The sequence below is a fragment of the Saccharopolyspora sp. NPDC003752 genome, assembly GCF_053605825.1.
Genome location: NZ_JBSGJZ010000052.1, coordinates 34,464 through 55,315, shown reverse-complemented (window position 1 = coordinate 55,315; position 20,852 = coordinate 34,464). Strand labels below are relative to the sequence as shown.

Sequence of the window (20,852 nt, the reverse complement as noted above, 5' to 3'; positions counted from 1 at the left end):
CACGCCCGATCGCCTTACCCCGACCAAACCCCCCCCCCCCCCCACCCCCCAGGGCGATTTCGCGCGAAATCGCCAAGGCCCCCGGCCGCGGGCCCGGTGCCTCCCGGCGCGGCACTAACATCGGGGCGTGCGCTTCGTGCTTGCTTCCGCATCGCCCGCCCGCCTGTCCGTGCTCCGCTCCGCCGGGATCGAGCCGCTGGTGCAGGTCTCCGGCGTCGACGAGGACGCGGTCGCCGCCGCCCTGCCCGACCCCAGCCCGGCCGAGCTGGTCACCGCACTGGCGCAGGCGAAGGCCGAGGCCGTGGTCGCCGACATCGCCGCGGCCGAACCGGACGCCGTGATCGTCGGGTGCGACTCGATGCTGCTGATGGCGGACGGCGAGATCGTCGGCAAGCCCGGCACCCGCGAGGCCGCCGCGAAGCGGTGGGCGCACAACGCCGGGAACGACGGGCGACTGCTGACCGGGCACGCCGTCGTCCGGCTGCGGGACGGCGAGATCAGCGCGCGCGCGAAGGGGCATCTCAGCACCACCGTGCGGTTCGGCACGCCCACCGAAGCCGAGCTCGACGCCTACCTGGCGACCGACGAGCCGCTGCACGTGGCGGGCGGTTTCACGCTCGAAGGCTTCGGCGGCTGGTTCATCGAAGGCGTCGACGGCGACCCGTCGAGCGTGCTCGGCATCAGCCTGCCGCTGACCCGCAAGCTGCTGGCCGAGATCGGCGTCAGCGTCGTGACGTTGTGGAACACGCCGATCACGAAGTGACACCAGATCTCCGCATCTGAGTGAATACGAACACAATTCGGTTACCCACGGATGGGTTTCGCCGCGCGCCTGGTTACAAATATTCGCGATGGGAACCCTCCGACGGCTGTACCTGACTTCGCGCCTGCACGTCGATCTGCGACGGCAGGCCAGCTCCGTCTGTCTTTGATCGGACGCTCGGCGCCGCGATAACGGCTGCCCCCGGCAAGCGAAACCGCCTCCTGACGACCACGCGCACAGCGCGAGTCCAGCGCCGCTGCGCGAACGAGCCCGGAACCGCCGCCACCTCCGAATCCATCCTTCGACACCTCGGGAGATCCCTGTGTCCACCTCCGCCGGCCGATCACGCCTGCGCTTCAACCCCAAGGTCTTCGCCGTGGCGGTGATCGCCTCCCTCGTGCTCGGCGCGCTGCTCGGCTGGGTCGCCAAGCAGACCGACGCGGAATGGCTCGTCACCACGCTGAAGACCATCGGCAGCACCTTCACCAAGCTGCTCACCTTCACCGTCCTGCCGCTGATCTTCACGGCGATCGTGGTGGGCATCAACAGCCTGCGCGGCGTCGGCGGCGGCCGGACCGCGGCCCGGCTCGGCGGCAAGACGGCCCTGTGGTTCGGCATCACCTCGCTGATCGCCGTGGTGATCGGCCTGCTGATCGGCGGGCTGTTCCAGCCCGGCAAGGGCCTGGTCATCGAGCCCGACCCGGACAAGCTGGCCTCCATCGGCGAGAAGACGCAAGGCTCCTGGCTGGACCTGATCACCGGGCTGGTGCCGAGCAACCTGATCAGCGCGTTCGCCGAGGGCGAGACGCTGCAGGTGGTGTTCGTCGCACTGATCATCGGCGCCGCGACCTACAGCCTGGGCGAGAAGGCCGCGCCGTTCGTCGAGTTCAACAAGGCCGCCTTCGAGGTCATCCAGCGAGTGCTCGGCTGGATCATCCGGCTCGCCCCGCTGGGCACCCTCGGCCTGATCGGCAACGCGGTCGCCACCTACGGCAACGAGTTCTTCGTGCCGCTGCTGAAGCTGATCGGCTCGACCTACGTGGCCTGCGCGCTGGTGCTGTTCGCGGTGTACCCGCTGCTGCTGGCGTTCGTGGCCAAGGTCAGCCCGGTCAAGTTCTTCGCCAAGTCCTGGAACGTGCTGCAGTTCGCGTTCGTCTCCCGGTCCTCCGGGGCGAGCCTGCCGCTGACCCGGCAGACCGCCCAGGACCTCGGCGTGCCGGCGTCCTACGCGAACTTCGCGGTGCCGCTGGCCACCACCACCAAGATGGACGGCTGCGCCGCGATCTACCCGGCCGTCGGCTCGATGTTCATCGCGAACCTCTTCGGCATCCAGCTCGGCCCGGTGCAGTACCTGACGATCATCGCCGTCGCGGTGTTCGGCTCGATCGCCACGGCCGGCGTTACCGGCTGGTTCACCATGCTGACGCTGACCGTCGGCGCCCTGGGCTTCCCGCCCGAGGTCGTGGCCACCGGCATCGCCATCGCCTACGCGGTCGACCCGATCATGGACATGGCGCGCACCGCCACCAACGTCGCGGGCCAGATCGTGGTCCCGGTCGTGGTCGCCCGCAGCGAGGGCCTGCTCGACGACGAGGTCCTCGCCAAGCCGAGCACCCCGCTGATCGACGACGACAGCAACCTGGTCAAGGCCTGACGCAGCACCACCGGGAATCCGGCGTTCACCTCGTCCGAACGCCGGATTCCCGCATTGTTGGCGGAGTTTTCACGCGGCCCGGAATCCGGTGCCGACCGCCCCGACCGGAGGTCCGCCGAACGTAGGATGGAGGCGTGGACAACGGTCGACGGGGCAAGGACCTCCGGATCGGCGACCCCGAGCGGGAGGACGCCATGCGGCTGCTCGGCGAGCACTTCTCCGCCGGGCGCCTCGACGTCACCGAGTACGACGAGCGCTGCCGCCTGGTCGCGGCCGCCCGGTTCCGCTCCGAGCTGACCCCCCTGTTCGACGACCTGCCCGAGCCGCGGCCCAGCGAGCCGCCGCGCCCGGTCGCCCCGGCGATCCGCGCGGCGGCGCCGCCACCAGCCGCCGGGAAGATCGCGCTGGCCGTCTGCGCCGTCGTCCTGGTCGTCTTCCTGCTGGTGGTCGCGCGGCAGTTGGCCCTGGTCCTGCTGCTCCCGCTGATCGCCGTCCTCTGGTTCTCCTGGCGCCGCTGATCGCCGCCCACCGTCACGACCGGCCACGTTTCGTTACGGTGAGGCCATGCACAGCTCGCGGATCCCCGGGGCGTGGCGGCTGAGCGCGTTGCTCGCCGCCGGCTCGCTCACCCTCGCCGGGTGCGGCCTGTGGCAGTCGGAGCCGACGTCGGAGACCCGGGCCCCGCTACCACCGCCGATGCCCACGACGAGCGCTCCCCCGCCGTTGCCGCCGCGCCCGTTCGAGCTCGCCCTCGACGGCGTCGACCCGTGCGAGCTGCTCACCGACGACCAGCGCAGCCAGCTCGGCTTCGACCGGGAGCCGCTGCCGGGTTCCGAGGCGGGCTTCGGCGACGCGGCGACCTGCAGCTACCGCAACACCACGGCCAAGGTCGGCGCCCGGCTGGCGCTGATCACCACCGAGAGCATGGGGGTGTGGACCGACGACACCGCGCAGGTGGAGGCCTCGCCGGTGGTGATCGGCGGCTTCCCGGCGCTGGTGATCAAGACCCCGGGCCTGGACCTGTCCTGCAACGTCGCGGTGGACGTCGCCGAGCTCCAGCACCTCGACGTCCTCTACCGCGACGACGGCGGCCAACCGCCGCCGCCGGTCGACCAGCTCTGCGCCGGCGCCCAGCGGGTCGCCGAGGACGCCCTCGCGAGCCTGGCCGCACCGGAAACGTCCGCGCCGCCCCAGACGACCAAGCCCCGGCAGACAGCGCCCCAGTAGCCGCGGCTGCTCCGCTCGGGTCGGCAACATCACGTCTTCGGCCGCCACGAGGCCCGCGAAACCGCGCCACGTCCTGCGATGTTCACGCTCTGCAACCGGATGGGCGATACTCACCGCGTTTGGAGCACTCCCCAGCGTGATGTTCACTGACTACAGTGTTCGGCGGACGTTTAGTAGCTTGAGCGCTCGGGCCCCCGCAACCGCCGGGTGCCCGCGAACACCCGGTCAGGGCCCCGCCGCCCTGCATCCGCCCGGGCGTTCGGGCACAAGGGCCCTGCACCCGCTAACCCGGGCCCTTACCTGTGGGAGGGGAAAACGTGCCGCTCACTGCTCCGTGGGGCGACAGCTCGACCAGCGCCCTGCCCGGGATGTCGGGTGGCTCGGTGCAAGTCGAGCCAGCCTCCATCCCGAGGCTGGTGAACGCGCTGCAGGAATCGCTCGACGCGGTCGGCCTGCAGATCGAGCACGCCATCACCGAACTGCGCATCCGGCCCTGGGCCGGCGATCCGATCAGCGCCGACGCCGCCGAGGAGTTCAACCGGCGCTCCGTCGGCGGCGGCGAGGACGCGCTGACCGCGCTGTGCGGCTACCGAGACCAGTTGCAGGCGGCCGCCGAGTCTCTGCGGCTCGCCAACCGCCAGTACGAGCGGATCGACGGCGACAGCGCTTACGGCATCGGCGGAGGTTGCTGATCCCGATGAGCGACCACCGTTGGCAGGGATACCGCCACCCCGAGCTGTTCGCGCAGATCCACGAGGGCCCGGGCGCGAACGGCTCGATCGACAGCGTGCGCCGCTGGAGCGAACTCGCCCGCGCGCTCGGCGACATCGACGCCGGGCTGGCGTCCGCCTTGTCGTCGGCGATGGCCGGCTGGCAGGGCATCGCCGCGGACAGCGCGCACGGCGGCGTGCGTCCGCTGGGCAACTGGGCGGCCCAAGCCCAGCAGGCCACCACCGTGATGCGGGAGCGGGCCGAGCAGCAGGCGGAGTTCATCAGCAAGGCCCGCCAGGACATGCCGCCGCCGGTGCAGGTGACCACCGAGGAGCCGAGCACCGCGGAAACGGTGCTGACGCACCTCTTCGGCGGGCAGACCGACTACGAGCTGCAGGAGGCCAAGCAGAACGCCGCCGAGCAGCGGGCCTTCGACGTGATGCGCACGTACGAGGCGTCGACGCAGGCCAACACCACGTCGCTGGCGTCGTTCACCCAGCCGCCGCAGGTGGTGGTCGACGCCCCGGTCACCGGTGGTTCCGGGACACCGAGCGGGCAGCAGAACGTGACCATCAGCTGGGGCAGCACCTCCGCGCCCGCGACGCGGATCGCGACGACGCAGTCGACGCTTTCCAACCGGCTCCCCGAGCAGCGGTCGGGACGGCCGGGTGGCGGCGGTGGGCCGGTGCGCGGCGGTGACGGCCGTGCGGCCGGCAAGCGCGGCCGCAAGGACCGCGACGAGGGGATGGACCGGAAGGTGACCGAGCAGGTCGGCCGCCCGGGCGGGTTCTTCGACGAACCGCAGACCCTGTCCCGCCCGGTGATCGGCGGCGAGCCCGGCCAATGACGGTCACCGACACCGGCCGGCAGCTGACCCTGTCGGCGCTGGAGTTCGACGTGCTCACCGAGCACCTCGGGTTGGACACCATGCCGCTGGTGTTGAAGGTCCCGTCGCCCGGGCGCACCCACACCGAGCGCGCGAAGCTGGTGGAATCGGCGTGGCGATCGCTGGGGGCCCGCGACCTCGGCCGCCCGACCGAACTCGATCCCGAGCTCGAATGGATGTTGCGGCTGCTGGCGCGCCCCGGCCGCGAGGTCGACGGGCGGATCTGGATGGGTCGCAGCGTGCGGGTGCTCGCGGCGTCCGACGCCGAGACCGAACGAGCGGCGCTGGTCGTCAAGGACCAGGACGCCCTGAGCCTGCGGGCCGCGGCGGCGACCGGGCTGCCGCGCGAAGCGGTTTCGGTGCTGCCGACGCTGCCGCCCGGCCCGGGCCGTTCGGTGTCCGTGCCCAGCAGCGATCTCGACGGCGCCGCCGAGGAGGCCGGCGACAACATCGAGCGGCTGCAGAACGCGTTGCAGCGCCGTGGAATCCGCCCGGACGACGCCGAAACGCTGATGAGCATGGTGGCCGGCGTCGAGGCGCGCGGGCAGTTCGGCACCGCGGCCCGGGACCGGTACGGCCGCCGGATCCGCGCCGACCACGTCATCGGGTTCTTCGACACCGCGCACGGCCGCTATGCCCAGCTGCGGCGGGAATCGCCGTCCGGCGACGTGTGGAGCACCGTCGCGCCGGTCGACACCCGGCGCCTGATCGGCCACGTCGAGGAACTGCTCGCCGAGGTGTCCGAAAACCAGTGAGTCCCTCGGGATGACAAGCGCCCCGAGGGACTCACCGAGCCGAATACGTCCTCACACCACCGGTTCGATGATGCGCTCGCGTGCTTCCGGCGCCGCCGAACGCTTCGCGTCGGCCGCCTGGTCGTCGGGCTGCGTCTGCGAATCCCGCTCCGCCTCGACCCGCTTCGCGTAGACCTCGACCTCGCGGGCGACGCGCGCGTCGTCCCAGCCGAGCACCTCCCCCATCAGCCGCGCGACCGGTTCCGCGCAGTCCACGCCGCGGTGCGCGTACTCGATGGAGATCCGGGTGCGCCGGGTCAGCACGTCCTCCAGGTGCAGCGCGCCTTCGTGGCTGCACGCGTAAACCACCTCGGCCTGCAGGTAGTTCGGCGCCGCCGGGATCGGCTTGAGCAGCTCGGGCCGGTCGTCGCCGAGGGCGAGCACGTCGTGGATCTCCGAACCGAAGCGGTCCAGCAGGTGCCGGATGCGGTACGGGTGCAAGCCGTGCGCGGCGGCCAGCTGATCGGCCTGGTTGACCAGCGCGTGGTACCCGTCGGCGCCGAGCAGCGGGACCCGGTCGGTGATCGACGACGCCATCCGCCCGGTGATGTCCGGCGAGATGGCGTCGACGGCGTCGGCCGCCATGACCCGGTACGTCGTGTACTTGCCGCCGGCGATCGCCACCAGCCCGGGCGCGACGCGTGCGACCGCGTGTTCCCGGGACAGCTTCGAGGTTTCCTCGCTCTCGCCGGCCAGCAGCGGCCGCAGCCCCGCGTACACGCCTTCGATGTCGTCGTGGGTCAGCGGCGTCGCCAGCACCGAGTTGACGTGTTCCAGCAGGTAGTCGATGTCGGCCTTGGTGGCCGCCGGGTGCGCCAGGTCGAGGTGCCAGTCGGTGTCGGTGGTGCCGACGATCCAGTGGTTGCCCCACGGGATGACGAACAGCACCGACTTCTCGGTGCGCAGGATCATCCCGGCCTCGGCGACGATCCGGTCGCGGGGCACCACGATGTGCACGCCCTTGCTGGAGCGGACCCGGAAGCGGCCGCGCCCGCCGGAGAGCTTCTGCAGCTCGTCGGTCCAGACTCCGGTCGCGTTGATCACGGCCTGCGCGCGGACCTCGACCTCGTCACCGGACTCCACGTCGCGCACCCGGACGCCGGCGACCCGGTCGGCCTCCCGCAGGAAACCGGTGACCTGGGTGGACGTCGTGATCACGGCGCCGTAGCGGGCGGCGGTGCGGGCCACCATCATGGTGTGCCGGGCGTCGTCGGCCTGGGCGTCGTAGTAGCGGATCCCGCCGATCATCGCGTTGCGCTTCAGCGCCGGCACCATCCGCAGCGCGCCCGCGCGGGAAAGGTGCTTCTGCCCCGGCACGGAGCGGGCGCCGCCCATCGTGTCGTAGAGGAAGAGGCCCGCGGCGGTGTAGGGGCGCTCCCAGACCCGGCGGGTCAGCGGGTAGAGGAAGGGGACCGGCTTCACCAGGTGCGGCGCGATCCGGGTGAGCATCAGCTCGCGCTCCCGGAGTGCCTCGCGAACCAGCGAGAACTCCAGCTGCTCCAGGTAGCGGAGTCCGCCGTGGAACAGCTTGCTCGAACGGCTGGAGGTACCGGCCGCCAGGTCGCGCGCCTCCACCAGCGCCACCCGCAGCCCGCGGGTCGCCGCGTCCAGCGCCGCGCCAGCGCCGACCACGCCACCGCCGATCACCACCACGTCGAACTCTTCGGAACCGAGCCGACGCCAGTTCTCCGCCCGCTCCGCCGGGCCCAACGTGCCCTTCAACCGGCTGTCGATTTCGATTTTGTCCTTGGACACCAGGCGTCCTCCTCGCTCGAATCGCGTCCCACCGCTGACCACCCCGCCGGCGCGGAACCGGACTCGGCGCCAGTCCGTCCTGCGGTGGTCATCATGCCCGACCTGCACCCTTCGTGCTCGGCACGGCACTCCGCGCATTTCCCGCCTGCTCGACCCGCGCGCCGCGGTCGCGCAGCACCTCGATATCGGCGCTCGTCGTCTGCGAATCCACGATCACGACGTCGAAGTCCTCGACCGGAGCGACCGCGTGCAGCGCCCGCCGCCGGAACTTGGTGTGGTCGACGTAGAGCACGCGACGCCGCGCCGAGGCCAGCATGGCTTTCTTGATCTGCACCATTTCCTGTTGCGGGTAGCAGCAAATCCCGTCGGTCACGGCGGAGACCGACATGATCGCCAGATCGACGCGCAGGTTCCGCAGCGCGTCCAACGCCATCCCGCCGACGAACGCGTCGGCCCACGGCAGGTAGTCGCCGCCCACGCAGATCAGGCTGATGCCCGACGCGCCGGCCAGTTCGCCGAACACCCCGCGGTGGTTGGTGACGACGGTCAGCGGCGCGCGCTCCGGCAGCAGCCGGGCCAGGTACACGCCGGTCGTCGAGTCGTCGAGCACCAGCGCCTGCCCCGGCTCGATCAGTTCCGCCGCGGCCTGCGCGATCTCCTCCTTCTCCGAGGTGTTCTGCTGCAACCGGTATTCCGACGCGGCCTCGTAGAGCAATGACGAGGCCGCCGAGACGTAGCCGCGGTTGCGATGCACCAAGCCCTGGGACTCCAGGTCGGCGAGATCGCGGTACACCGTCATCGCGCTGGCGCCGACGGTCTCGACGAGGTCGTCGATCCGCATGGTGCCCTCCGCCATGACCAGCTCGGTGATCTTGCGCCGCCGGTCCTGCTGCTTCCCGGACGGGCGTCGACCGGACATCGTCGTCCTCCAAAATCCCAGGTCATCGCGCTCCGGCCGACCGGTGCGCGGCTGCCACCAGCCTGACGCGAGCGCCGAGCCGGCGCGGTGTCATCACCTAGTTCGATAAAAACACCATCGGAACCGTCTTGCAACGTTTGTTTTCACAAGTCTAATGTGACTTGCCATGCGCAACGATGCCCGGGGTACGCCCCCGTCGCGGGCCGTCCACCGGGCCCGCGCCACCGGTCGATCGAGATCACCGATCGACGGTTCGGGCATCCGCTACTACCAGCCGAGACGTCGGACTAGGCGGTTCAGACCAACCTGTTGCCACGAGTGGCGGCATACGTGGACACGTGTTGCTATGCGGCAGTACCGTCCCGACTCACTCCATCTCGGACAGTCAGCGAACCCGCCTTTGCCAACGGCGGCATTAAGAGGGGAACGGCAGCATGAGTTTTGGTGAGATCTTCCTCTGGGAGATGATGGGGACGGCGATTCTCACCCTGTTAGGTTGCGGTGTCGTCGCAAACACCGTGCTGCGCAAGAACCGCGGTTACGAAGGCGGATTCCTGCTCGTCAACTTCGGTTGGGGCTTCGCGGTTTTCGCGGGCGCGAGCGTCGCCGCGCCGTCCAACGCGCACATCAACCCGGCAGTGACCCTCGGGCTCGCGGTGAACGGCCAGACGCCGTGGTCCGAGGTCCCGGTCTACATCGCAGCGCAACTCGTCGGCGGCACGCTGGGCGCGATCCTGTGCTGGGCCGCCTACAAGCTGCAGTTCGACACCCACGACGACCCGGCCAACACGCTCGGCATCTTCTCCACCAGCCCGACCGTGCCGAACGCTCCGTGGAACCTCGTCACCGAGATCATCGGCACGTTCGTGCTGGTCTTCTGGATCATCCTCAGCCCGCAGGCGGGTGTCGGTGAAACTCCCGGCGTGCCGTCGTTCGGCAACTCCGCGCTCGGCTACGCCGCGGTCGCCTTCATCGTGATCGGCATCGGCAACTCGCTCGGCGGCCCGACCGGGTACGCCATCAACCCGGCTCGCGACCTCGGGCCGCGCATCGCCTACGCGATCCTGCCGATCCGCGGCAAGGGCTCGGCCGACTGGGGCTACTCCTGGATTCCGATCGCGGGCCCGATCATCGGCGGTGTGCTGGCCGGCCTGCTGGCCCTGGCCCTACCCATCAGCTGACCGAACGGTCCACTCAGGAAGGTAGAACGAGATGTCCTCGTACGTCGCCGCCATCGACCAGGGAACCACCTCGACGCGGTGCATGATCTTCGACCACTCCGGTCGGGTCGTTTCGGTCGACCAGATTGAACACCGGCAGATCTTCCCGAAGGCGGGCTGGGTCGAGCACGACCCGAACGAGATCTGGGCCAACACCCGGCAGGTCTGCGCGGGCGCGCTGGCCAAGGTCGACCTGGTGTCCTCGGACATCGCGGCCTGCGGCATCACCAACCAGCGGGAAACCACCGTGGTGTGGGAGAAGGCCACCGGAAAGCCCGTCTACAACGCGATCGTCTGGCAGGACACGCGCACCGACGAGATCGTCGGCGAGCTGGCCACCGGCGAGGGCGGCCAGAACCGGTACCAGAGCAAGACCGGCCTGCCGCTGGCCACCTACTTCTCCGGCCCCAAGGTGAAGTGGATCCTGGACAATGTGGACGGTGCCCGGGAGCGCGCCGAGAAGGGCGAGCTGCTGTTCGGCAACATGGACACCTGGGTGCTGTGGAACTGCACCGGTGGCCCGGACGGCGGCCTGCACATCACCGACCCGACCAACGCGTCCCGCACGCTGCTGATGGACCTGGAACGGCTGGAGTGGGACGCCGACATCTGCGCCGAGATCGGCGTGCCGATGGCGATGCTGCCCGAGATCCGGTCCTCGTCGGAGGTGTACGGCAAGTTCCGGGAGCGCGGCGTGTTCGCGGGAATCCCGATCTCCGGCATCCTCGGTGACCAGCAGGCCGCGACCTTCGGACAGGCGTGCCTGTCGCCCGGCGAAGCCAAGAACACCTACGGCACCGGCAACTTCGTGCTGCTCAACACCGGCACGGAGCGCGTGATCAGCGAGAACGGCCTGCTGACCACGGTCGGCTACAAGATCGGCAGCCGGGAAACGGTCTACTGCCTGGAAGGTTCCATCGCCGTCACCGGCTCCTTGGTGCAGTGGCTGCGGGACAACCTGGGCATCATCGGCACGGCCCCGGAGATCGAGCAGCTCGCGCGCTCCGTCGACGACAACGGCGGCGCGTACTTCGTGCCCGCGTTCTCCGGGCTGTTCGCCCCGCACTGGCGCTCCGACGCGCGCGGCGCGATCGTCGGCCTCACCCGCTACGTCAACCGCGGCCACCTGGCCCGCGCGGTGCTGGAAGCGACGGCGTTCCAGACCCGCGAGGTGATCGAGGCGATGAACGCCGACTCCGGCGTCCCGCTGAAGTCGCTGAAGGTCGACGGCGGCATGGTGCAGAACGAACTGCTGATGCAGTTCCAGGCCGACATCCTCGGCGTCCCGGTGATCCGCCCGGTGGTCGCCGAGACCACGGCGCTCGGCGCGGCCTACGCGGCGGGCCTCGCGGTCGGCTTCTGGTCCAGCGAGGAGGACATCCGCTCGAACTGGGCCAAGGACAAGCAGTGGGACCCGGCGATGCCGGCGGAACTCCGCGAAAAGCAGTACCACCAGTGGCAGAAGGCAGTCACCAAGACCTTCGACTGGGTCGAGTGAGCCCTTCTCGGTTGTAGGACAGGCGCTTTCGCGCGAGCAGCACCGCGGCGGCGTGACCGGCACCTCGCAGATCAGCTTGGTGGCGGGTCACGCCGCCGCGTTATGGGATCGCATGAGTGATCAGGAATACGCCGGCTCGGGCGGCGGGAGGTAAGGGGCGAAGTGGTCCGCGATGCTGTTGGCAACGACTTCGGCGTCGCGGGAGCCGTCGACCTCGATCACGCGGATGCCGAGTCGCCGCGCCGTGCGGACAGCTTCGTCAGCAACGAGGCGGTCCCGGGCGAGCCGGTTCTGCTGCGCTCGGGTGGGGTCGCTGACCTGAAGCCCGAAGGCTGCGGCCCGAGGTAGTGCGTGCAGCTGATGCTGGCGGAACTCCTGCGTGGGCACCATGACGACCATCCGGCGCGGTGAGTCGGTGATGGGTGCGACGAGCTCGGGCCGCAGTCCCCATCCTTCGGCGATGATCGGGCGTCCTGAGACGAGTGCCCGCAGGTCGTCCAGAGCCCACTCGAATCGGATCGGGAATCCGGCCAGGGTCTGGGCGGCCATGTCCTCGGGAGTGGGGTGGACCCACACGGTGTCCGGGTCGGGCTCGGCGGACGGCTCACCAAGTTCGATGCGGCGGGCGATCCGGCGATCGTTGTGGGCACGAGCGTCGTGGTAGTCGTAGTGATAGGCGGTAAGACCGTATCGAACGGCCAGGAGTCGCGCGACGGTGGACTTGCCCGCCCATTGCCCGCCGCCGATCCACAACGCGTGGCGCAACGTGCCAAATGGATCCCAGACTTCACCGTCGTAGCCAACCACTCGTGCCCCTTTCCACTGTTAGAGTCGGCAATGCAAGCGGCCCGGACACCAGAACCGGCCTGCTCGCCTGATCGACCCGGCCTCCGCCACGCTCGGAGCGGGGGCAGATCATGCACCAAACGGGATCGCATCGCCAAACCTCTGGTCGGAGTCCTCGTGTCTGTTCACTGCGATCGCGACACAGCCGCCATGCGGTAACCCCATCTATAGCGCGAATGGCCTTGATGGTGTTGGTTCATCCGGTGATGTGCCGCAGGTAGAGGCCGGGGTCGGCCAGGTACCGGCGCCAGTGGTCGACCAGGTCGAGCTCATCCCACTTCACGCGGCGGGTTCCGTGCTCGCCCACCTCGATGATGTCCGCGCCGGGCGTGGCGGCCAGGATCGGCGAGTGCGTCGCGCAGACGATCTGCGCGCCGGACTTGCCGAGCTCGTGCATCAACCCCACCAGCTTCAGGCAGGACTCGAAGGACAACGCGGCCTCGGGCTCGTCCATGACGTAGAACCCGCGGTCCTGGAACATCGCCCCGAACACCGTCAGGAACCCCTCGCCGTGGGACATGGTCGAGGTGTCCTCATCCCAATAGCCGTACACGCCGTTCACGGTGTTCAGCAGACCGAACGCGGTCTCAGCGCGCAGGAAGAAACCTTTGCGCCGCGACCTCGGCCCGGTCAGCATCCGGCTCCCGATCGGGGTGGTCTCCAGTTTGAGCACGTCCCCGAGCGGAGTCCTGGGCCGGTCGTTGCCGTACTTGCGGCCGGCCCGTCCGCCGTGCGAGTCGAGCTTGAAGCCCTCCGCGATCGCCTCGACCAACGTCGACTTCCCGGACCCGTTCTCGCCGACGAGCATGGTCACCGGCGCGGTGAAGGTCAGGCCGCGCTCGGCGAGTTCTGCGACGCACGGCACCGTGTACGGCCAGGTGTCCAACGACTCCGGGCGTTGCGCTTCGGGGATGTAGGCGCGGCGGACGAGCATCGAACTTTCCTATCGACCGTCGTAAACAGGTACACAGCCCCGAGCCTGCCTGGCGCACTTGGACTGCACCGAGGGTCGCACACTGCCGGAACGCGAGGCGCGGCGTGGCTGGGATCAGTTCTTCAGGCTGTAGAAGTGCATCGGCGAGTTCGGGTTGAAGCCGATACGCGGATACACAGGTGCCCCGGCGACGGTCGCGTGCAGCGTGGCGCGGGTCAGTCCGGTGGCCCGGCCGCCCTCGTGCAGCGCCTTCCGCGTCACCGCCTCGCCGTATCCCCTGCGCTCCCACTCCGGGGCGGTGGCGACGAGAGCGACGAAGAGACGGCCCGCTGCTTCCACGGTCGCAGCGCACGTCACCGCCACGCCGTCTCGCAGGCCCAGGTAGGCGTGCACCTGGTTCTTCCACAGCGCCGAGCCGACGAGCCCGTCGCGGCCGTCCTCCAAAGGGAATCCGTAGGCGCGCGAGTTGAGATCTGCGTAGGTGCGCAGCTGTTCGTCGGTGGTCACGCGCACGAATGTCAGGTCGGGGTGGCTGGGCTCGGGGATGGGGAGCAGGTCTCCGGCCATGCCGGTTCCGGGGAAGGCGTGCGCCAGGCCCGCTCGCCCGGCTGCTTCGCCCAGCGCCGCGCGTGCGTCATCGGCGAGGAGGTCTTCGAAGATCCACAGGAAGCCCGGGTGCTGCTTCGAGCGCATGATGTCCGCTGCCTGGCCCAGTCGTTGCCCGACGAGTTCCGCGTCCGCGCCGACCTCGGTCAACGTGATGCAGTTCCAGAAGAGGAACCGGCAGTCGGCCCAGCGAACGGCGATGCCCGGGAGGTCTCGCACATCGGCCCCCGGATCACGGTCGAGCACCATGTCGCGCCAGACCACCGCGAGCTGTTCCATCGATTCGATCGAGTCCGCGAGGTCCGTCACCGAGGCTCCTCAAATTCGTCGAGCGCGCAGGGAGCAAGCCGGTTCGGTACGCGACTTCTGGCGGTCCTGTGGATCATAGGCGCACCCGCGATCACACGCGTGCGCCCGAACTCGTCCGGCCGGGGCCGGTGACGGCGGTCGAACGCTCGGGACCTCCGCGAAGACCGGGGAAGTCTTCCCTGGTAGCAGGGGTTCTTCGCAAGCAGGTCCGTTGGAACCCAATTGTTCGGCTGGGTGGCCTGTTCCAGAGCGCGCAATGCGCTTCGGCAGTCGGAGATCATGCGAAAGGGCGAAGGGATGCCCGAACCTGCGCATCCTTCGGATCGATGGCAGGAGCCCCGCCCTGGAACCTTCGCGTTCCTCCGCAGGGCGACACTTATAGTCCACAATGGACTTTCAGAGGCGTCCGCCCGGCGGGGCGCTGCGGATGCGGGCCGTCAGGGGACGACCTGGACCTCGTCGCCCGGGTTCAGGTCGTCGAAGAACCGCTTCGCCGCCGTTGTCGACAGGTGCACGCAGCCGTTGGACTGGGCCCGGAGGCTGCCCTCGTGGAACGCGACGCCGGTATTGGTGAAGAACACCGAGTTCGGCATCGGCGCGTTGTTGAACTCCTGGCTACGGTGGTCGGCATCCTTCCACTGCACCCGGTGGATGCCCGTCGGGGTCTCCGAACCCGGCTTGCCGCTGGTGATCGGAACCGGTCCGTAGCTGGTGCTTCCGTCCTTCTGGAGCCAGGCCTGGTTGGTCGACAGGCTCACGCACGCCTTGGCGCTCGCCCGGCAAGGGCTCGGGCTGCCGCCCGCGGCCTGCGCGGTAGCCACCCCGCCGGTCAGCACGCCGCCCGCGACCAGAGCCGCCACGGCCAGCGCGGACGCTTTCCTGCTTTTCATCTTCCTCCTCACGTCTGCGTGCGCATCGCTGTGCTCGCATCGACGGTGCCACATTCCCGTGCGGCGTCCGGTACCGCTGATTGGTCGCGCCACGCCTGGCAGCAAATCCGAGAAAGGCGCGTGTGATGTCCGATTGCCCTTCTCCGCTGGGAAAACAGCGTATCGGGGCCGAGTGACGAATCCCACTCCGGGGCCAAATGGCCGATAAGCAGGCAGTACGCGACCGAACACCTGGAGTGAGAAATCAACGGCCTGAAGGCCATGCCCGGGCCGACGGCGACCGCACCGAGTCCCCGGTTCGCGGGCGCCCTGCGGGATGGGTTTGCGGCCGGGTGGTGCGTGCCGAACGCACCACCCGGCTCATGGCACCGCCGCGCGCCGGTCGAGGGGCGACGCGTCGCGACGTGGCGGTGTGGCTCTCCGGGGGCGGCTGGCCGCGCCCGGACGGAGATCGTTGCCGGTCCAGCGAAAGACCTAGCGCGGTGCTTCGCTCGCCGCCAACAGGTCTGCCAGGACTCGTGCCCTGGCCTCACCGTGCTGTTCGTCGGGCCGCCAGGTGCAGGCGACGTCGAATGCCCGGACCCTCCCGGTTGCCATGATCCGCCGGATCGCGGTGAGCACCGCCGAACGCGACGGCCCACCGCCGACCGGGAAGCTCATGCCGGGCAAGTCGGCGGTGTCGATCACGTCCACGTCGATGTGCAGGAGCAGTGGCCCGTCCGGCAGGACGTCCTCGGTGATCTCATCGACCTCGCACCGCGCGATGTCCGAGGTCGCCAGGTACTCGACCTCCGCCTCGTCCAGGTCCCGGGCGTCCACCAGCAGCGCACGGTCCTCCGGCAGCGGGCGGAGTCCGAGCCGGTCCGCGATCAGCTCGGGGCGGTAGCCGACCGCTATCCGCAGCGGCATCCCGCCGACATAACCGGATTCCGAGGTCTCGACGGTCTGCACGTCGCCGTGCGCGTCGAACCAGACGATCGCCGCGTCGGTTCCCGCCCGCTGCAGTCCGGCGAGCACAGCGAGCGACACCATGCAGTCCCCGGAGACCACGGTCGGCACTTCGCCTCGGCCGGCGACCCTGGCAACCTCGTCGACGGCAACGGAGTACAACGCGCCGAGGCGCTGCCACACGTCGCCGTCCGGCAGCGGTATCTCCACCGTCGTAGCGTCTGACGGCAGCGGGAAGCCGGGCTCCGGCAACCGCTCGTCGAGGTGGTAAGGAACCGAAACAATCGCCATATCAGGAGATTAGGCGTTCCGGAACACCATCGGCGACCGGTTTTCCGGGCCGCATCAACGGAAGTCGTCCGCGTGGTCGACGGCCCACTGGGCGAACGTGCGTGCTGGGCGCCCGGTCACCTGCTCAACCGTCCGCACCGGCGGCTCCGCGTTCTCGACGTTCCGCGCCCCGTAGGAGAGCAGTGCATCGACGATGGCTTCTGGCACGCCTTTGGCGATCATGTGCGCGCGGGCCTGCTCCAGCGTCTGCTCTTCAAGCCCGATCTCGCGGCCGATCGCGGCGCTGATCGCCTGCACCTGCTCGCGCACCGTGAGCGCCTCGGGCCCGCTCAGCGCGTAGGCCGCTCCGGCGTGCCCGTCCTCCAGCAAGGCGGTCTCCGCCACCGCCGCGATGTCGTCCTCGTGGATCGGCGTCTGCTGGGCATCCACGAACGGCTCGCGGACGACTCCTTCGGCGCGGATCGAGCCGGCCCAGGCCAGGGTGTTGGTCGCGAACGCGCCGGGTCGCAGGAACGTCCACTCGAAGCCGCCTGCTTCCACGGCTTCCTCGATCACCCGGTGCCGCTCGCCGATCGCGTTGCCGTCGGCGAACTCCACCGCCTTCGACGACAACACGACGACACGACGGACACCGGCCGCCTTCGCCCGCTCGACGAACGCCTCGATCCCTTCGGGCACCGGGAACAGGAACATGCTGCCGACCCCGGCCAGCGCCTTCGCCAGCGCATCCGAATCGGTGAGGTCGCCCCGGAACACCTCGACATCACCCGGCAGCCCGGCCGCTTCAGGGCGCCTGGTCAACGCCCGCACCTGTGTCCCGGCGGCCAGCAGGCGATCCACCACGCGCCGCCCGACATTCCCCGTCGCACCGGTTACCAACACGGTCATGAAGAAATCCCCTCAGAGCGATCGATGATCACTTCCCAAGGTAGAACCTCCACCGCGCTCGAGGTCAAATGAATAACCCGGAATTCGCGTCAGACCGGAAGCACCGAGTCGGGGCGCAGCAGGCCCTCCGCGATCAGGTCGCCCCACAGCTCGGCCGGGACCGCGCGGCCGAACAGTTCGGCGTTGCCACGGACCTCCGACGCGGTTCGAGCGCCCACCACGACGCTCGCGACCGCCGGATGCGAAGCGACGAAAGCCATCGCGACCTGCGGCACGCTCGCGCCGTGCCGGTGGATCACCTCGGCCATCCGCGCCACGCGCTCCCGCACCTCCGGCGCGGCCGGGGCGTAGTCGTACATCGCTTCCGGGCCGGGCTCGTCGGTCGCCAGCACCCCGCCGTTGAAGACGCCGGCCGCGAGCACCGATACGTTGCGCCGGAGGCACGTCGGCAGCATGGTGTCCACTGCGGACTGTTCGAGCAAGGTGTACCGGCCCGCCAGCATCACCGCGTCGACGTCGGTTTCGGCGGCGAACCGCTCCAGCATCCGCCACTGGTTCATGCCGACGCCGATCGCACCGATCACGCCCTGCGACCGGAGCTCGTGCAGGGCCGGGTACGCCTCGCCGACGGCCTGTTCCCAGTGGTCGTCCGGGTCGTGGATCAGCACGACGTCGATCCGGTCCAGGCCGAGCCGTCGCAGGCTGGCGTCCAGCGAACGCCGCACCCCGTCCGCGCTGAAGTCCCACACCCTCCGGTGGTCGGCGGGAACCTCGAAGCCCGCGTCGTCCCGCCGCGCCGAGCCGCGCGGATCGGGCACGAGCAGCCTGCCGACCTTGGTCGACACGACCAACTCGTCCCGCGGCCGCCCGGCGAGGGCCCGCCCGAGTCGGCGCTCGGCCAGCCCGAGCCCGTAGTGCGGGGCGGTGTCGAAAAAGCGGATGCCCGCGTGCCACGCCGCATCCACCGCTCCGAACGCGGTGTCCTCGTCCACCGCGCGGTAGAGGTTGCCGATCACCGCGCCGCCGAATCCGAGCGCCGAGACCGAAACCGCCGATCCGCCCAACCGAACGGACTTCATGCGCCCCCGATCCCGGGCAGCTCCCACACTTGCGTCAGGCCGGTGTCGGTGCCCGAGTAATCGTCCTCGACGTCCAGCAGCTCGGACATCGTGGCCTGCCAGGCGACGTTCGCCGGATGGTCGCGCAGCGCATGCCGCATCGCCTGGTAGTCCTCGACCTCCACGACGTGGAACAAGTCCTGGCCGTCGCGCCAGATCTGCCAGCTGTGCACGCCCGCGGCGCGGAGAGCCGCATCCAGGTCCGCCGGGATCACCGCGTGCACCTGCTCGTACTCCGCTTCCTTGCCGGGCTTCAGCTTGGTGTGCAAGGCGATTCGCTGCATCTCCGGCCTTCCCCTCAGCTCTTCCGCAGGCGCAGGCCCTGCATCCCACCGTCCACGGCGAGCGCAGTGCCGGTGGTCGCCCCGGCCGCCGGACCGGCGAGGTAGGCGACGGCCCCCGCGACCTCGGCCGCCGACACGAGACGCCCGGTGGGCTGCCGGGCCTGCAGCGCGTGCAGCTCCGCCTCCGGGTCGTCGGCCGCGTCGAGGAGCCGGCGCACCCACGGGGTGTCGACGGTGCCCGGATTGATGCAGTTGACGCGGATTCCCTCCGCCACGTGGTCGGCGGCCATCGCCATGGTCAGCGACAGCACCGCCCCCTTGCTCGCGCTGTAGAGCGCCCGGTTGGGCAGTCCTGCGGTGGCCGCGATCGAGCAGGTGTTCACGATCGCCGCAGCCGAGGACCGGCGCAGGTGCGGCAGGCACGCCCGGGTCGTGCGCACGATGCCCAGGACGTTGACGTCGAAGACCCTGTTCCACTCGTCGTAGGCGTTGGCCTCGACCGTGCCCTGAGCACCGATTCCGGCGTTGTTGACCAGGACGTCCACGCCGCCGAGCCGCTGCACGACCTGTTCGACGGCGGCGGACACCGACTCCTCGTCCGTCACGTCGCAACGCAACCCCAGCACGTCCGCCGGCGCGCCGGAGGGATCGAGGTCCAGGGCGGCGACGGAGGCACCGCGCGCGGCCAGCTCGGTGGCAACCGCCAGCCCGATGCCCGAACCGGCCCCGGTGACGACGGCGGTCCGTCCGGCGAATTCACTCATGCATTCGTCCCCTCCCGTTCGACGTCCACACCGGGCCGTCGGGATACGAGTACTCGACCAGCGTTTCCGGTCGCAGCTGTGCGGAGAACCCGGGGCGGTCAGGTGCCAGGTAGTTGCCGCCGCGGATCGTCACCGGATCGACGAAGTGCTCGTGCAGGTGATCGACGTATTCGATGACCCGGTCCTCCATCGACCCCGACACCGCGACGAAGTCGAACATGGCCAGGTGCTGCACCAGCTCGCACAGGCCCACCCCGCCCGCGTGCGGGCACACCGGCACCCCGAACTTCGCCGCGAGCAACAAGATCGCCACGTTCTCATTGACACCGGCCACCCGCGCGGCATCCAGTTGCAGGTAGGACAGGGCGTTCGCCTGCAACAGCTGCTTGAACACCACCCGGTTCGCCACGTGCTCGCCGGTGGCGACCCGGACCGGGGCGATCGCCTGCGCGATGGCCGCGTGGCCGAGCACGTCGTCCGGGCTGGTCGGCTCCTCCACCCACCACGGGTCGAACGGCGCGAGTTCCCGGATCCAGTCGATCGCGATCCCCACGTCCCAGCGCTGGTTGGCGTCGACGGCGATGCGGATGTCCGGACCGACCTCCTCGCGGGCGATCCGCATCCGGCGGACGTCGTCCGCGAGGTCCGCACCGACCTTGAGCTTCAGCTGCCGGAACCCCAGTTCGACCGCCTCCCGGCAGAGCCTGCGCAGCTTCTCGTCGGAGTACCCGAGCCACCCCGGCGTCGTGGTGTACGCCGGGTAACCGCCTTCGCGGAGCTCCGCCGCACGGGCGGCGCGCCCCGGTTCGGCCCGGCGCAGGATGTCCAGCGCTTCGTCCGGGGTCAGGGCATCGCTGAGATACCGGAAGTCGACGAGGTCGACCAGCTGTTCCGGCGTCAGCTCGGCGAGCAGCTGCCACAGCGGCTTGCCGGCCCTCTTGGCCTTCAGGTCCCACAGGGCGTTGATCACGGCGGCGATCGCCATGTGCACGACGCCCTTCTCCGGGCCCAGCCAGCGCAGCTGGGAATCGTGCACCAGCTCTCGCCACATGCCGCCGAGGTCGTCCAGGGTGTGCTGGACGTCCCGGCCGACCAGGGCCGGTTCCAGGGCCTTGATCGCGGCGGTCTGCACGTCGTTGCCGCGGCCGATGGTGAAGGCGAAGCCGTGCCCCTCGGCCTCGTCCGGCGCATCGGTGTCGATCACGACGTAGGACGCCGAGTAGTCCGGGTCCGGGTTCATCGCGTCCGAACCGTCCAGCTCGCGGGAGGTGGGGAACCGGATGTCGTAGGTCCGGATCCCCCTGATCGCCCCAGCCATCACGTCCACCTCGTTTCGGGCACGTCCGCGCTCCTCCCGGCAACGCCGTGCCCTCAGGTATAGCTACCGGAACAGCGAATTCCAAGATTCACTTCGCATCCGGCGTGCGGTACCGGGTCGGCGAGGAGGACCGATCGCCGGTTTCACCCGCAGGTGGACCACTCCCAGGAGGACTGGGCCGCCGTGACCGTGCTGCGGCATTGCCGGGCTTGCTTTGCCCAGCCGAGAC

General features: G+C 69.8%; 22 protein-coding genes. 10 read left to right on the top strand and 12 right to left on the bottom strand.

The window, feature by feature from the left end:
* Positions 1 to 127 precede the first annotated feature (127 nt).
* The 8 genes from ACWEV3_RS38705 to ACWEV3_RS38670 all read left to right on the top strand — a co-directional run bounded on the left by ACWEV3_RS38705 (position 128) and on the right by ACWEV3_RS38670 (position 5,996).
* Entirely contained in the window at positions 128 to 763 is a 636-nt protein-coding gene (locus tag ACWEV3_RS38705) for a Maf family protein (protein WP_452618663.1), read from the top strand.
* A gap of 88 nt (positions 764 to 851) precedes the next feature.
* Entirely contained in the window at positions 852 to 932 is an 81-nt protein-coding gene (locus ACWEV3_RS38700; protein ID WP_350942021.1) for a putative leader peptide, read from the top strand.
* 153 nt (positions 933 to 1,085) lie between these two features.
* On the top strand, positions 1,086 to 2,417 hold the full coding sequence (locus ACWEV3_RS38695) for a dicarboxylate/amino acid:cation symporter (protein WP_452618662.1): 1,332 nt from the start codon (positions 1,086 to 1,088) through the stop codon (positions 2,415 to 2,417).
* Positions 2,418 to 2,551: 134 nt separating this feature from the next.
* Positions 2,552 to 2,935: a DUF1707 SHOCT-like domain-containing protein gene (locus tag ACWEV3_RS38690; RefSeq protein WP_452618661.1), complete on the top strand. Its 384-nt coding sequence runs from the start codon at positions 2,552 to 2,554 to the stop codon at positions 2,933 to 2,935.
* 46 nt (positions 2,936 to 2,981) lie between these two features.
* A complete protein-coding gene (locus ACWEV3_RS38685; RefSeq protein WP_358579456.1) occupies positions 2,982 to 3,644 on the top strand; it encodes a DUF3558 domain-containing protein in 663 nt (220 codons plus the stop codon).
* 317 nt (positions 3,645 to 3,961) lie between these two features.
* Entirely contained in the window at positions 3,962 to 4,336 is a 375-nt protein-coding gene (locus ACWEV3_RS38680) for a hypothetical protein (protein ID WP_093267047.1), read from the top strand.
* 5 nt (positions 4,337 to 4,341) lie between these two features.
* Positions 4,342 to 5,202, top strand: coding sequence for a PPE domain-containing protein (locus ACWEV3_RS38675; RefSeq protein ID WP_452618659.1), 861 nt, complete (start codon positions 4,342 to 4,344; stop codon positions 5,200 to 5,202).
* Complete coding sequence (locus tag ACWEV3_RS38670) at positions 5,199 to 5,996, top strand: ESX secretion-associated protein EspG (RefSeq protein ID WP_452618658.1); 798 nt, start codon at positions 5,199 to 5,201, stop codon at positions 5,994 to 5,996. Before ACWEV3_RS38675 ends, ACWEV3_RS38670 begins: the two co-directional genes overlap by 4 nt.
* A gap of 51 nt (positions 5,997 to 6,047) precedes the next feature.
* Here the strand turns inward: ACWEV3_RS38670 and glpD are convergent, their stop codons facing one another.
* Together glpD and ACWEV3_RS38660 are read right to left on the bottom strand one after the other, a co-directional pair.
* The gene (glpD, locus tag ACWEV3_RS38665) at positions 6,048 to 7,790 is read right to left on the bottom strand and encodes a glycerol-3-phosphate dehydrogenase (RefSeq protein WP_452618657.1); all 1,743 of its coding nucleotides are present in this window, start codon (positions 7,788 to 7,790) and stop codon (positions 6,048 to 6,050) included.
* 91 nt (positions 7,791 to 7,881) lie between these two features.
* A complete protein-coding gene (locus ACWEV3_RS38660) occupies positions 7,882 to 8,709 on the bottom strand; it encodes a DeoR/GlpR family DNA-binding transcription regulator (RefSeq protein WP_452618656.1) in 828 nt (275 codons plus the stop codon).
* A gap of 434 nt (positions 8,710 to 9,143) precedes the next feature.
* On the opposite strand from ACWEV3_RS38660, the gene ACWEV3_RS38655 reads away from it, so the two are divergent.
* Entirely contained in the window at positions 9,144 to 9,890 is a 747-nt protein-coding gene (locus ACWEV3_RS38655; protein WP_358579448.1) for an MIP/aquaporin family protein, read from the top strand.
* A 31-nt stretch (positions 9,891 to 9,921) separates the two neighbouring features.
* Positions 9,922 to 11,427, top strand: a complete 1,506-nt coding sequence (glpK, locus tag ACWEV3_RS38650; RefSeq protein WP_452618655.1) for a glycerol kinase GlpK — start codon at positions 9,922 to 9,924, stop codon at positions 11,425 to 11,427.
* 120 nt (positions 11,428 to 11,547) lie between these two features.
* Here the strand turns inward: glpK and ACWEV3_RS38645 are convergent, their stop codons facing one another.
* The 10 genes from ACWEV3_RS38645 to ACWEV3_RS38600 form a co-directional block, all read right to left on the bottom strand.
* Entirely contained in the window at positions 11,548 to 12,234 is a 687-nt protein-coding gene (locus ACWEV3_RS38645) for a hypothetical protein (RefSeq protein WP_452618654.1), read from the bottom strand.
* 235 nt (positions 12,235 to 12,469) lie between these two features.
* Positions 12,470 to 13,207, bottom strand: coding sequence for an AAA family ATPase (locus tag ACWEV3_RS38640; RefSeq protein WP_452618653.1), 738 nt, complete (start codon positions 13,205 to 13,207; stop codon positions 12,470 to 12,472).
* A gap of 114 nt (positions 13,208 to 13,321) precedes the next feature.
* A complete protein-coding gene (locus tag ACWEV3_RS38635) occupies positions 13,322 to 14,122 on the bottom strand; it encodes a GNAT family N-acetyltransferase (protein WP_452618652.1) in 801 nt (266 codons plus the stop codon).
* Positions 14,123 to 14,559: 437 nt separating this feature from the next.
* On the bottom strand, positions 14,560 to 15,012 hold the full coding sequence (locus tag ACWEV3_RS38630) for a L,D-transpeptidase (RefSeq protein WP_452618651.1): 453 nt from the start codon (positions 15,010 to 15,012) through the stop codon (positions 14,560 to 14,562).
* Between the two features lie 474 nt (positions 15,013 to 15,486).
* On the bottom strand, positions 15,487 to 16,251 hold the full coding sequence (locus ACWEV3_RS38625) for an arginase family protein (protein WP_452618650.1): 765 nt from the start codon (positions 16,249 to 16,251) through the stop codon (positions 15,487 to 15,489).
* A 54-nt stretch (positions 16,252 to 16,305) separates the two neighbouring features.
* Positions 16,306 to 17,139 carry an NAD(P)H-binding protein gene (locus tag ACWEV3_RS38620; RefSeq protein ID WP_452618649.1) on the bottom strand — a complete coding sequence of 278 codons (834 nt, stop codon included), beginning with the start codon at positions 17,137 to 17,139 and terminating at the stop codon, positions 16,306 to 16,308.
* An 89-nt stretch (positions 17,140 to 17,228) separates the two neighbouring features.
* Complete coding sequence (locus ACWEV3_RS38615) at positions 17,229 to 18,218, bottom strand: aldo/keto reductase (protein WP_452618648.1); 990 nt, start codon at positions 18,216 to 18,218, stop codon at positions 17,229 to 17,231.
* The gene (locus ACWEV3_RS38610; RefSeq protein ID WP_452618647.1) at positions 18,215 to 18,541 is read right to left on the bottom strand and encodes an L-rhamnose mutarotase; all 327 of its coding nucleotides are present in this window, start codon (positions 18,539 to 18,541) and stop codon (positions 18,215 to 18,217) included. The genes ACWEV3_RS38615 and ACWEV3_RS38610 overlap by 4 nt, the downstream gene beginning before the upstream one ends.
* A 14-nt stretch (positions 18,542 to 18,555) precedes the next feature.
* Positions 18,556 to 19,305 carry an SDR family NAD(P)-dependent oxidoreductase gene (locus ACWEV3_RS38605; protein WP_452618646.1) on the bottom strand — a complete coding sequence of 250 codons (750 nt, stop codon included), beginning with the start codon at positions 19,303 to 19,305 and terminating at the stop codon, positions 18,556 to 18,558.
* Entirely contained in the window at positions 19,298 to 20,623 is a 1,326-nt protein-coding gene (locus tag ACWEV3_RS38600; RefSeq protein ID WP_452618645.1) for an L-fuconate dehydratase, read from the bottom strand. The genes ACWEV3_RS38605 and ACWEV3_RS38600 overlap by 8 nt, the downstream gene beginning before the upstream one ends.
* Positions 20,624 to 20,852 lie beyond the last annotated feature (229 nt).